At 28.7% G+C, this 13,061-nt stretch carries 14 protein-coding genes; 5 read left to right on the top strand and 9 right to left on the bottom strand.

Annotated elements, in window-relative coordinates:
• From JG780_RS08140 to JG780_RS08130, 3 genes are all read right to left on the bottom strand, one after another.
• The coding region (locus tag JG780_RS08140; RefSeq protein WP_287570036.1) for a hypothetical protein at positions 1 to 371 on the bottom strand (371 nt) is incomplete at its 3' end.
• 2 nt (positions 372 to 373) lie between these two features.
• Complete coding sequence (locus JG780_RS08135; RefSeq protein ID WP_287570033.1) at positions 374 to 1,264, bottom strand: hypothetical protein; 891 nt, start codon at positions 1,262 to 1,264, stop codon at positions 374 to 376.
• The gene (locus JG780_RS08130) at positions 1,261 to 2,463 is read right to left on the bottom strand and encodes a hypothetical protein (protein WP_287570031.1); all 1,203 of its coding nucleotides are present in this window, start codon (positions 2,461 to 2,463) and stop codon (positions 1,261 to 1,263) included. The genes JG780_RS08135 and JG780_RS08130 overlap by 4 nt, the downstream gene beginning before the upstream one ends.
• A gap of 459 nt (positions 2,464 to 2,922) precedes the next feature.
• On the opposite strand from JG780_RS08130, the gene JG780_RS08125 reads away from it, so the two are divergent.
• The 5 genes from JG780_RS08125 (at position 2,923) to JG780_RS08105 (ending at position 9,580) form a co-directional block, all read left to right on the top strand.
• Positions 2,923 to 4,230 carry an HD-GYP domain-containing protein gene (locus JG780_RS08125; RefSeq protein WP_287570028.1) on the top strand — a complete coding sequence of 436 codons (1,308 nt, stop codon included), beginning with the start codon at positions 2,923 to 2,925 and terminating at the stop codon, positions 4,228 to 4,230.
• Positions 4,227 to 4,706: a DUF5317 family protein gene (locus JG780_RS08120; RefSeq protein WP_287570027.1), complete on the top strand. Its 480-nt coding sequence runs from the start codon at positions 4,227 to 4,229 to the stop codon at positions 4,704 to 4,706. The genes JG780_RS08125 and JG780_RS08120 overlap by 4 nt, the downstream gene beginning before the upstream one ends.
• A gap of 96 nt (positions 4,707 to 4,802) precedes the next feature.
• Positions 4,803 to 5,453 (top strand): tRNA (adenosine(37)-N6)-threonylcarbamoyltransferase complex dimerization subunit type 1 TsaB, encoded by a 651-nt coding sequence (gene tsaB / locus JG780_RS08115; protein WP_287570024.1) that lies wholly within the window; start codon positions 4,803 to 4,805, stop codon positions 5,451 to 5,453.
• Positions 5,446 to 7,908: a DNA mismatch repair protein MutS gene (mutS, locus tag JG780_RS08110; protein ID WP_287570039.1), complete on the top strand. Its 2,463-nt coding sequence runs from the start codon at positions 5,446 to 5,448 to the stop codon at positions 7,906 to 7,908. Before tsaB ends, mutS begins: the two co-directional genes overlap by 8 nt.
• Entirely contained in the window at positions 7,895 to 9,580 is a 1,686-nt protein-coding gene (locus JG780_RS08105; protein ID WP_287570021.1) for an HD-GYP domain-containing protein, read from the top strand. Before mutS ends, JG780_RS08105 begins: the two co-directional genes overlap by 14 nt.
• Here the strand turns inward: JG780_RS08105 and amrA are convergent.
• The 6 genes from amrA to JG780_RS08075 form a co-directional block, all read right to left on the bottom strand.
• Entirely contained in the window at positions 9,577 to 10,098 is a 522-nt protein-coding gene (gene amrA / locus JG780_RS08100; RefSeq protein ID WP_012580114.1) for an AmmeMemoRadiSam system protein A, read from the bottom strand. The genes JG780_RS08105 and amrA overlap by 4 nt on opposite strands.
• A gap of 98 nt (positions 10,099 to 10,196) precedes the next feature.
• Positions 10,197 to 10,898: a DNA recombination protein RmuC gene (gene rmuC, locus JG780_RS08095; protein WP_287570018.1), complete on the bottom strand. Its 702-nt coding sequence runs from the start codon at positions 10,896 to 10,898 to the stop codon at positions 10,197 to 10,199.
• 54 nt (positions 10,899 to 10,952) lie between these two features.
• Positions 10,953 to 11,255 carry a hypothetical protein gene (locus JG780_RS08090; RefSeq protein WP_249031028.1) on the bottom strand — a complete coding sequence of 101 codons (303 nt, stop codon included), beginning with the start codon at positions 11,253 to 11,255 and terminating at the stop codon, positions 10,953 to 10,955.
• An 11-nt stretch (positions 11,256 to 11,266) separates the two neighbouring features.
• Positions 11,267 to 12,001: a carboxylesterase family protein gene (locus tag JG780_RS08085; protein ID WP_232617884.1), complete on the bottom strand. Its 735-nt coding sequence runs from the start codon at positions 11,999 to 12,001 to the stop codon at positions 11,267 to 11,269.
• Between the two features lie 142 nt (positions 12,002 to 12,143).
• Positions 12,144 to 12,677: a DUF6115 domain-containing protein gene (locus JG780_RS08080; RefSeq protein ID WP_287570015.1), complete on the bottom strand. Its 534-nt coding sequence runs from the start codon at positions 12,675 to 12,677 to the stop codon at positions 12,144 to 12,146.
• Positions 12,674 to 13,061: DUF4897 domain-containing protein (locus JG780_RS08075; RefSeq protein ID WP_287570012.1), on the bottom strand; the 388-nt coding region annotated here is incomplete at its 5' end. The genes JG780_RS08080 and JG780_RS08075, both read right to left, overlap by 4 nt.

Here is a 13,061-nt window from a genome sequence, read left to right as displayed (position 1 = left end):
AATTCTTCTTTTGAAATGTTTTTATGTTTAAGAATATAGAGCCCTAACCTTTGTGTTGGTGTAAGATTAAGTTTTTCTAATTCATTTGTAAGGATTAAAAATTTAAGATTTTCAGCAAAATCATGCTTTTTTCTTTCTTTTAATATCGAAGATATTTTTATTAATTCTTCAACATCTTTGATATCATCTATTGTAAGATTGTTTTTTTTGTAAAGTTTATCGTAAAGTTCGGTCATTTTAATGTAAAGACTTCTCTTATCAAATGGAAGCTTTTTTAGTTCTTCAGCTGATGTTGTCTCAACTTGGTTTATATTAACAACAATAACTAAAAATATTAGTATTAATACCAGACCAAAGAGTATTTTATCCAATTTTATCCCTCCAATAGAATTTTGAGACTTTCGTTTTTGAATGTGTATTTATAGCTATTAAATTCTGTTAACAATTCTTTTACCTTGGAATGTTTTCTGTATTTTAGAAAATAGAGTATAGCTATTTCAAAAAGTTCTCTAGATTTAATTTTTGAAAGTTTTAGTTCCAGTAATTTTTCAATTTTTTCATGTTCTTCTAGTTCTTCTAGAATTTTAATAAGTAATGTAAGGGCATCTATATTGTATGGATATTTTTTAATAAAATCTTCTAGAAATTTTTTTGTGTTGTTTAACAATTCAATTTTTTGTTCTTTTTCTAAAAATGGAGAGTTTGCGTAATAGTAAGAGTATCTTGCATAATCAACAGAATTTTTATCTTTTGATTCATATAGTTTTCTCAGTAAAGTTTTTTCAAGATAATTTGAAGCTTCAGTTGCATAAAGAATTACATCTTGATCGTTTTCTTTGGATATTGTTGTATAAATCATTTTTAGACCTTCGTTAAAATCAATTTCCTCTTTTGATGTAAGCTCTAAAATTAATTTTATGGCTTCCTTTTTTTGCACCTTATCACCATACTTTAGAATTACATGAAAAGGAGCAAGATCAATTGTTTTGTATGAAGGATTGATAGTTTCTATTGGCTTGTATTCAAAATCCAATGGTACGTAATGAGGCGTTTGCCCTTTTAAAATAAAAAATTGTATAAGTGGAAAATAAGGGAACATAAAAATTGAAAGGATTACTTGAAATAAATCAAGCTTATATATCATTGTAAAAAGAGCATTACCTACCATATATAATAGAAAAAGAATTAGGAAGTATTCTTTAAATATTAGAGAAAATAATCCAATTAAAAATAGTATAAATTCAAGGGCAAAGAATTTCCTCATTCTTTTGTGTATGCCTCCTCTATTTCTATTTGCTTGAAATCTTTCAATTTATCTAGAACTCTTTTTAAACCTTTAGAGTTGCACGATGTTAGAACTATTTTTAATTCTGAATTTTTTTCGTCAAAAAATACAAAATCTGTTTCGCGAATGAATCTTTTGATATTTTCTATATTAGAATTTTCTTTTATTTTTGCTTTTATAAATGAGTAAGGAATTTTGAATCTTTCAAACCTTTCTTCGATCTTTTCAAAAATAAAATTAAATTTTTCAAGGTCGTTTTTAATTATTTGTTCTTCAAGCTCTGAGGAAACATACAACATGTTTGATAGCCAGTCAGAGAGTATTTTAAGGTATGTTTCTGTGTTTTTGTTTATTTTTTCAGGGTCTATATTTTCTATAACTATAACCCCTAAGATCTTTCCCATGTGCTCAATTTTTGAAGCCATGGCTGGTTCAAATGAAAAATCAATATCAACATTAGAAAGGTATAATATGCTAGCAGAGGCAAAACCTAAATCTTTTGCGGTTGAAAGTACTTTGGATTTTTCAAGAGGGAAAGAATTCGGAAGAATTTGTGGACCTTTTCTCACCTTTAGTCTTAGAAAGTCGTTATTGCTTAATGTATATATGGACACCGTTTTTGCTTCAATAAAATCATAAATTAATTCAACAGCTTCGTTAAAAATATCTTCTGGATTATTGTATTCAATGTCCTTAAGTTTATCGACAAATATAGAAACACCTTTATTTTCCAGTAGTAATTTATTTTGCAGGTCATTTGTTAGATTTTCATATTTTCTTATTGTATCTTCTAATGTTTCAATTTTTTTAGAAAGTATTTTTATTTTTTCTTCTTGTTCATTTATAGTTTGTACATAGTTATCTCTAAAAAATGCAATAAGAAAACCAAGAGAAAGAATGAAAAGTGGTATTTTTAACACTGGCCAAGAAAATAAAATCAAGTAAACGTTTAGGCCATATTGAATATGTAGAGATAAAAAGTAAAAAAAAGTACTCAGTGCTGCAGAAGCAAAGAATATATTTGTTCCATATCTAATGGCAACATATAAATTTAATATTAGATAGGGATTAGGATTTACAGTAATATAACCGTAGTTTTTAAATAATAAATCAAGGATAAATATTATCAGATTTATTATTGAAAGTTCAAGAAAGCTGTATAAACTTTTGCTTTGCATTTTTTCACCATCCTAAAATATATTATACCAAAGATTCTTGCATTAATAATTTTTAAAGAAAATTAAGAAAAACAATTCTTTTATTACAATTTTTATTAGGAAAAAGTAGTTAAAATGTTTTAAAATAATATTAGAAGATTGTTGAAAAATAATTTTGGAAGATTCCATAGCTGTGTTGACATTAATGTAAATTAGTTTTATAATAAATAACGAAAATGAATATTGTGATAATAATAAGTTTCAATTCTAAAAATTTGGAAGGGGGGGAAGGAGTTATGAAAAAAATTTGGAAAAAGGTGGTAGTTTTTGCATTGGTAGCACTTCCATTCGTAATTTCAACAGTAGGTAACTTGACCTTGTGGCCAGGAAAAGGTGGAAAGTGATTTCGTTTTTTTATTTGAATAGCTGCTGTGGTATAATTGTACTAGAGAGTCTAAAAAATAAGTAGTAGGTGATGGGGTGAAGAAAAAAGGTGTAGCTTTAGATTTAAAAGAAGGTTTGGTTTATATATATACTTTAGCTCTTGGGGCCATATATGTGGCCCTCTTGTTCTATGCTATTAAAAAATATGGTTTTGATTATTCAAATATAGATTTTTATCTTTTTTTTCTTTTTTCTTTATTCTTTGAATTTATTCCTGTAAGGTTTCAAACCTTTTTTGAAAATAAATTTGATGAGAAATATAAGGAACATGACTTATATTTAAGTGCTGGGCTTATTGTTAGTGTTTTGTCTGCGATACATTTGAATATTTCTAACGCCTTGGTAATTCCTTTTTTAGTTTTTTTGATTTTAAGGTCTAAGGTTTTGTTTTCAAAAAATTATTATTACTTTATTTTTAATGTCTCGTCGATCGGAATTTTGATCTTTTTATCTTTTAAGGTATATAATGTATTTCCAAATGTTGTAAAGAATAATTTAATATTTTCATCTTTTGTAGTTGCTTTGATTTCCATTTTTTATTTTGTCTTAAATCTTTCTTTTGTCTTATCATTTTTGACACTTGTATATAGACAATTTTCAAAAGATGTTATTTTTAAGCTGATAGGAGAAGGTAGGCTTACTAACCTTTTTTCAACATCAATTAATACTTTCATAGTCTATATTTTATATAAATTCATCGGTATTTCTGCTATTCCTGTCTCATTTTTTACAGTTATAGGAATACAGCTTGGAAATTATTATGCGACAAAATATAGGCAAGCAAAGCTTGATTTACTTACTGCGCTTGCAAAGAGTTTGGAAGAAAAGGACAGCTATACATTCGGACATGGGGAAAATGTAGCAAAGATTTCAGTAGCAATAGCTAAGGAGCTAGGAATACAGGTTAATGAGCTAAATTTGATAGAGATTGCAGGACTTCTTCACGATGTTGGAAAGATTGGAATACCTGACTTTATAGTTACAAAAACCGGAAAATTAACACGTGATGAGTATGAAATAATGAAAGAACATCCAAAGAAAGGATATGAAATTTTAAGTCAGATAACAGAATTTAAAGATACAGTTGCAAAGTGGGTCTTGCACCATCATGAAAGATGGGATGGAAAGGGTTATCCTGAGGGAATAAGCGGTGAAGAAATCCCATTAGAGTCTAGAATTTTAATGATTGCAGACGTTTATCATGCTTTAACAAGTGATAGACCATATAGGGAGGCTTGGTCGAAAGAACAAGCAATTGGATTTATAAAAGATAATGCAGGGATAATGTTTGATCCTGAAATTGTAAATATATTTTTAAAATTAATAGAGGGTGGTAGTATATGATAGTATACATATTCTTGATGGCTTTTTTGATTTCTATATTTACGAAAAGGATTAAACATGTAATAGAAAGAAATTATAGATATTTTTATTTATTTCCCATACCTTTTATTCTACAAATGATCCCAAGCTATAGAGAAATTTTAATGCCACTTTCTTTTGCATTTTTACTTGTTTTGTTGATACTAAACAAGCATATCCCTGGTTTTTCATTAATTTCAATTGGAACAATTTTAAATTCCTTTGTTATGATGATTAATAATTGGAGAATGCCAGTTTTAAGTTACTGGGTTGAAAAATTTAATCTTCCTGTTGGCATGAGGCATTTAGTTGTAGATAACTTTTCTTGGAAATTATTTTTGGGAGATTGGATTCCAGCTATACTTCCTTGGAGAGAGTATTATGTAATTAGTATAGGAGACATATTTGTGTATGTTGGGGTTTTTTATTTTTTACTTAAGATAAATTCAAATAAGTAAAGTAAATATTGATTTTTAGAAAGGTAAAAGAGGGTAATAAAACCCTCTTTTATTTTTTTAAATATGATAAAATTAAATAGAAACGGAGGGATAAATATGAAAATACTTGCATTGGATACTTCAACATCAAAAATTGTAGTCTATTATAGGGATTCAGAAAAGATTATCACTCAGACATACATGGGAAAGGATAAACACGGAAGAAATTTAGGTGTAGTAATGAATAATTTAAAAAATTTGAATATAAACTTTGAAGATATTGATGTTGTAGGTATTGGAATAGGTCCAGGAAGTTTAACTGGTCTTAGAGTTGGAATATCTTTTGCTCTTGGGCTTTCTATAGATAAGAAGATAGTTGTTGTTCCTTCGACAAAACTTATTGCAGCTAATTTAATGAATAGTGGAAAAAATATAGTTGTCACTAGAAAAGCACGCCAAGGCTATATTTATGGTGCAGTATATGATGAATATTTAAATAACATTGTTGAACCTTTTGTTGAATCAATAGAGAATTTTTCAAAAGAGCTTGAAAAGATGGAAAATTTTGTGGTTATAGGAGATGGTGCTGAGTACTTTGGTGGAAATCTTCCAGAGATATATAACTATCCTGAACCTTCTAGACTTGGCTACTTAGTTGAAAAAGAAATAGAAGTTGAAAACTTTGTCGAGAAAGTTGAGCCTTTGTATATCCAAAAATCTATTGCAGAAATTAATTTTGAAAAAAAGAAACAACGAAAGGATGGTTAAATTGAAGAATTTAACCCCAATGATGAAGCAATATATGGATATAAAGAAAAATTATGAAGATGCAATTGTACTCTTTAGGCTTGGAGATTTTTACGAGGCTTTTTTTGAAGATGCAGAAATTATTTCAAAGGTATTAAATATAGTTCTAACAAAACGGCAAAATGCTCCAATGGCCGGTATACCACATCATGCCCTCGATAATTATTTGAAAAAATTGGTTGATAGTGGTTACAAAGTTGCTATTTGTGAGCAGATGGAGGATCCTTCTCAAGCTAAAGGTATTGTAAGAAGAGAAGTAACAAGAGTTATTACTCCTGGCACTTTGATTGAAGAAGATTTATTAAGCTCTGAAAACAATTATTTAATGGCGGTTGCATTTAGAGAAAATTTTAATACTGCTTTTGTTGATGTTTCAACCGGTGAATTGTTTGTAAAAGACTTTGAGACAATTAACGATCTAATAGATTTTGTTTCTATAGTAAATATATCTCAGATAATCTGTGAAGAAAAGATTTTTGAAGAATTAAAGGATAATTTACCAAATAAATTTATAGAAAAGCTTGATGATTGGTATTTTGAAGGGTTTGAAGACAAGGTGAAGGAAACGTTTAAAATAGTTTCGATTGATCACTTTGAACTTTCAAATGGACAGCTAAGAGTGTTAGGTGCATTGTTAAAATATTTAGAATACACACTAATGAGTAATTTAGCATTGGAAGAACCAAAAAAATTGGAAGATAGTAAATGGATGATTCTAGATTCAAAGACAGTTGATAATCTATCTCTAATTCCTGGTGAAAAAGGAAAGAATTTATACGATATTTTAAACAAAACAAAAACTGCCATGGGTTCAAGACTTTTAAAGAAGTGGATTTTGCAACCTTTGAAGGTAAAAAAGGATATAATTGAACGTCAAGAAATAGTTGATGCATTTTTTAATGATAGATTATTGTTAAACGAGATAAGAGAATATTTAAATGGAATATTTGATGTGGAAAGGATTTTAACCAGACTTCAATATGGAAAAGTCTCTCCAAAAGATTTAATTTCTTTGAAAAATACACTCTATATTATTCCAAATATTTTAGAAGCTTTGAAAACAAATGAAAAGTTTTCAAAGTATGTACAAGAAATAGAAGAATTTCCAGAAGTTGTAGAATTGCTTGAAAGGGCTTTATATGAAGATCCCTCAAGTACAGTTGGAGATGGGAATGTAATAAAAGATGGATATTCTCCTGAGCTTGATGATTATAGAAATCTTTTATTTCACTCTGAAGACAAATTGAAAGAATTTGAAAGAGAGGAAAGAGAAAGAACAAATATTCAAAAATTGAAGGTTGGTTTTAACCAAGTGTTTGGATATTATATTGAAGTTCCAAAAGGTCAGGTGAAAAATGTACCAGATTATTATATAAGAAAACAGACACTTGTAAATTCGGAAAGATATATTACTCAAAAACTAAAAGAATTTGAAGAAAAGATAATGTCAGCACGTGAAAAGGTTGAAATTCTTGAAAAAGCTTTATTTGATGAATTAACTAAGATGATATTAAAATATGTAAATGACATTAAAAAAACTGCAGAAAAAATAGCAGAGTTAGATGTTTTATCAACCTTTGCGTATGTATCCCAGCTCTATGGTTATGTAAAACCAGAGTTTGATGATGAAAAATTTATTGTAAAAGAGGCAAGACATGCTGTTGTTGAAAGGTATGTATCAAACTTTGTTCCCAACGATATATACATGGATAGTTTAAGACGAATGTATATTATAACGGGACCTAATATGAGCGGAAAAAGCACATACATAAGGCAAGTTGGGTTAATAGCAGTTATGGCCCAAATTGGCTGTTTTGTTCCAGCAAAGAGTGCAAAACTTCCAATTTTTGACAGAATTTTTACTAGAATGGGTGCACGAGATGATATTTCAACTGGAAAGAGTACATTTTTAGTTGAAATGAGTGAAGTTGCATTAATTTTGTCAAAAGCGACAAAAGATAGTCTGGTCCTTTTAGATGAAGTAGGTCGAGGAACTAGTACCTTTGATGGGATAAGTATTGCATGGGCAATGAGTGAGTACATATACAACGAGATAAAATGTAAAACAATATTTGCTACTCATTTTACAGAGCTTACAGAACTTTCTGATGTGTATAATGGTATAAAAAATTTAACGATAGAAGTTGAAGAAACAAATGACGGTATAGTTTTTTTACATAAAGTGGTTGATGGAGTTGCAGATAGAAGTTATGGTATTGAAGTTGCTAAAATTGCGGGAGTTCCAGATGGTGTGGTTGAAAGAGCCAAGGAAATTTTAGAGGTTATAACTAAAAAGAGTGAACTTGAGAAAAAGGTAAGAGTTTTAAAAGAAGGACAATTAAGGCAAATAAAGAGTAGAAAAAAAGTTGCAGAAGGTCAGTTAACAATATTTGAGGTGAAAAATGGCGAGTTTTAAACAGTATTTTATTACGCATTTTTTTAAATCAGTGATTTTAGGCCTTGTTATTTTATTTGGAATAGTTTCATTAATAGTATATATTATTATGAAACAAGTAAATGAAAAAGTTCAAAGTGTTTCATCTAATTTTGTTAAGGTTAGTATAGAATTACTAAACGATACAGTTAGCGAAGTTAGTTATAATTTTGAAAGAAAGATTGACGAAACAATTTTTAATATAAAAAACAATCCGGAAAATTTTGAATTGTATTTAACATATTTGCTTGCAAGAGCTCCTTACTATTTTAAAGATATTTCTTTAAAAGAGTTAAGTATAAATTATATAACGGGATTTTTAAGGACAAAGCTAAATGAAGATAATATAACTTATTATTCTGTAAAAGATATAAATGATGGATATTTTGAAAATAGATTATATATCAGAATTGAAGATAAAGTGTATTTAATTTTTATGAAATTTCCTACATCTACATTAAACAGCTTTTTTAACAATTTGAGAAATTTAAACGTTAATTTCTCGATTGTCAAATTAGTGGAACTTTATTCGAAAGATGGTAAAGCACTTGATGGTAAAGTTAATGATTTTGTAAAAGAGAGGTTCCAAGAAATAATTGCAGAAGAAGGATATAAAAGAAAAATAGATAGGAAAAATTATGAATTTTATTATCCTATTATTTTAGAAAGTGCTCATAGCATTTTTGGGCCGATGGTGTTAAAGATTTCTTTTGATTTTTCAGTTGTTTATAGAACACTTTATATCTTTATTCTTTTAGTTGTTATTTTTGTTATTGTAGCTTTTTTTGTAACATACAGATTTTCTGCAAAGATTTCAAAAGATATATCAGGTGAATTTGATGTATTGATTAACAATATTAATAAATTAAAAAGTAAAAAAGAATTATACAGAGAAATCCCGCATGAATTTAAAATAAAGGAGATAGAAGAAATAGCAAGTCAATATTCTTTGATGGCTGAAGAATTGGTTGCATATATGAAAGAGTTAAATGCAATGAATGAGGAGTTAGAAACTAATTATAGAGAAATAGAGAGAATGAGTAATGAACTTGAACATTCTTATATTGATTTTAGTATGAAACTTGCAAGAGTTGCAGAAGGATATGATGAGAACACTGGAAATCATATAGAAAGAGTGGGTATTTTAGCAGCATTTATTGCAGAAAAATTGGGGCTTTCAAAAAAGATTGCGTACTATCTACGTTATCATGCACCACTTCATGATATTGGAAAAATATTTATCCCACGTGAAATTTTAATGAAAAAAGGAAATTTAACAAAAGAAGAATGGGGAGAAATGAAAAAGCATACTATATATGGAGCAAGGTTAATAGGTGATAGTATCCAATTTGAAGTTGCTCGTAATGTTGCCCTTTATCACCATGAAAATTATGATGGAACAGGATATCCATATGGCTTGGAAAAATCTGAAATTCCAATTGAAGCAATGATTGTTCATATTGTTGATGTATATGACGCATTGCGTTCAGAAAGACCATACAAGAAAAGTTTTACTCATGAAGAAGCTATGAAAATTATATTAGAAGGTGACGGAAGAACACAACCTTCGCATTTTGCACCGGAGGTTTTAGAAGTTTTTAAAAGATATGAAAGTGAAATAGAAAAACTATGGAATGTAATATACTTAAATTAATGGTATCTTTCAACAGTAAATTTAAATATTTTAAAGTCATCATCAAAAATTCCAGCTTTTAGTTTTGCAATTCTTATTTGTTCTTCTATAGTATCCACTCCTTCTATATCTGGCAAGAGCAAACCTCTTCTAAATCCTTTAGCAACTATGATTCCATATTTTTTAGGATCAAGTTCGCTGATAGAAGATACAGGTTGAATTTCACTTAAAACATCAACGGACACTACTATGTTGTCTAGCTCTCCTTTTGATACTGGTGGAAATCTTGGATCTTGTGTAGCTGCAGCAATTGCATTGTTTCTTATTTCAAAAGCAAGGTTTTCTTGAGTAGGTTCAAATGTTCCTATACATCCTCTTAAATTACCATTTTTGGTGTGTAAAGTAACAAAACAGCCTGCTCTTTTTTCAAAAAGTTCTTTTGGAAGAGAATTAGGATCAGGCTCTATTACTTTTGAGTGTAAGATGTAATTTTCAATAACCTCAATAGCCCATTTAACGTAGGGATGGGTTCCTATCATAAAATCACCTCCATATTAATTTATATTATTACTAGAGCCAGCTTCTTTAGCTTTATTAATATAGTCTTTGATAAAAGTGTTTGCATTTGCTATTGTAGTTAATGCTTTATCAATTGTAGAGACCTTACTATTAATGTTTTCAATAATTTGAAAAAGTAAGAAACCATTTGCTTATATTTTCCAATATCGCCTTCTTCTTTTAGCTTTATATATTTATCTTGTAATGTATGAGCTATAACAAAAACATCTTTGTAACTACATAAAAATACATTATTTTCTCGGCCTAGTCCAACAAGTTCAGGAGCAATTTCTAAGATAGCTTCGGGTACAACTAAAATACAACTATCTATGGTATTAAAAAGATTTTGATATTTTTGAACTCTTTGTATTTCTTTTTTAACTTTATCTATAATTTCTTTCTTTAATTTATCTCGTTCTTTTGAGCTTTCCACTTTGTCGTATTCTTCTAACAGCTGAAATACATCTGGGAATTTTGAATCAATTGGAATATATTTTCTGTCACCAAGATCCCAGGCAAATTCTACTTCTCCACCTTCGGTTTTTAAATTCGTTTTAATTAATCCAACCTTTATTGACTCTTTTAATGCTTCTTTTAGAAGAAATTCGCCAGTCATGCCTCTGGTTTTCGTTCCAGAAACAGTTTTTGTAAATATAGAAATCATTCGTTTCATATCTTCAATTTGGGCATCCCTTCTTTTTTCGATTTCTTCTCTCGATTTTCCTTGCTCGTTTAAAAATTTTTCGGTATTTTTCTTTTGCTCTTCAAAGAATTTTCTCATTTGTTCAACTAACTCATTTATTCGTTTCTCTTTTTCTTCATCAATTTTAATAGTTTAGTTGCTTATCTCTGAAAATAATCTTTGAGTGTTTTCTATAAACTCTTTAAATCTTTTTTCTTTTTCTTCATTAAGCTTTTCTCTTTGTTTTTCAGCTTCAAACCTTGCTTTTTCTATTTCTTCATATTTGGCTTTTAATTCTGCTATTTGAATAGAAAGGTTATTGATTGTAGAAAGATTAGAAAATAATTCTTCTGCATTCCTATCATTTTTCCCTTTTTTGTATCCAAATTTGTATCCTAAAGACACGCCTACTAATAATCCTAAGGTAGTCAAAATTATATATATTAATTCTTGCAAAATAATTCCCCCTATCTCTTTTTTACCTGATTAAAGAGCCATTTGATCATTGCTTTATCGTTATATGCCAACTCCCAAGCTGCGTGAGGATGAATCTTTTGTGAAGATAGTAGTCCTTTTGGATATTCAGTGTATTTAATATTCCCACTTATACTTTTGCTTTTTTCAAAAAGCTTTCTTGAAAAATCTACGGAAACTACTGGATCATCTTCCGCATGAAAAAGCCAAATTGGTACATCTTTATATCTTGACACCTTGTCAAGATCACCGCCGCCACAAACAACTACACCTGCAGCAAATTTTTCTGGAAAGTCTGATAATAGGATTAAAGTACCAAAGCCTCCCATTGAAAGACCGGTGATGTAAATTCTATTTTCGTCTATTGGATTTTCTTTTGAGATTTTATTAATCAATAGCATAACAGTGTATAAAAGAGTATTAGCTTCAAAAACAAAGTCATCTTTTTTATAGCTACCCCACCAGCTATTTTCTGGACATTGAGGAGCCAAAATAAAACATGGATTTTCTGATTGAACATCAAAAGATGCCCAAACAGTTGCACCTTTATTTGCTGTAATTTGTTTTATATTATCATTTCCACGTTCTCCTGCTCCATGAAGAAATACAATTAAAGGATATCTTTTATTATTTTCTATTTTTGGTGAGAATAATCTGTAAGGAAGAGTAATAAATTCGCCTTTGTATACAAAGGGTTTAAATAAATCGAGGTAATTCAAATTAAACACCTCTTTTTAACTCAATTAAAGCTTAGTTAAGTGATATTTTTCTCAAAATACTACCTTATAAAGATAAAGAATCTTTTAACCAAGAAAATCTCAATAATCTTATGATTGTATTTAATATTATTAACTGTGGTTTTTTAGTCAATTACTTACTTTTTGTTCTATGGAATAGGTCTATAATAAGTCGTACTTCTCCTATCCCCATTCCAAATTTCTTTGCAATTTCAGCTTCTTCAACTCCTTGATTGTATAGTTCTATAATTTGTTCTTCTCTTGTCAATTCGGTTTTTTTGGTTTCTCTTTTTTCTATTGTTCCTTCTAGATTTTTTTCAAAATTTTCTGAATTTGCCTCAACTTCCTTTTTTTCTTCATATGATGTTTTAGAATTAGTTTTAATGTTTTTTTGGTATTCAGATACTTCCAGAACTAATTTTGAATAAAGGTCATTTACTTGAGATATTAAATCGTTTAATTCTTTCATTTTTTCTTCTAAAATCTCTATTTTGGAATCGACAAAGATTCTTACTCTTCCCATAAGTTGAATTAAACGTTCTTCATCTTCCTTGATTTTCTCAGGAAGATTTTTGCTGTTATGTAAATTTATTAAGTAAACTGCCCATGAAAAAGATAAAGTTGAAATTGTGCTAATTAATACCAACCATTCTATAATTCCCATCATTTCCTCCTATAGATAACCGTTGGAAAGTTTTTGAGGCTTTCTCCATCCCAACTTAATTTATTGTTTTCAAAGCTAGTTGGCGTTGGATTTGAAGAAACTAAAATACCATCTTTTGGTATGTAAACAATAAAAAGAGAATTGGGATTTGGATTTATTTGGATATTTCCCATGTTTAGAGTATAAGTATTGTTTGAAACATCTACAAGATTTTTTAATACAGCAACTTCTTCTATCTCAAGAATTCCTGCACGTTCTTTTGCAGAATTTTCATAACTAACTACAGTAATTGTTTTACCAATTTCCTTTGAAATTTGTTCAAAGTAATTTAAGAAAGTTTTTGATGATGCATTTGTGTAACTCTCTTTATATTCATACATTGATTTT

The organism is Thermosipho sp. (in: thermotogales) (assembly GCF_020054775.1).
In the GTDB taxonomy this organism is placed as follows: domain Bacteria; phylum Thermotogota; class Thermotogae; order Thermotogales; family Fervidobacteriaceae; genus Thermosipho; species Thermosipho africanus.
This window is presented reverse-complemented; position numbering and strand designations above follow the sequence as displayed.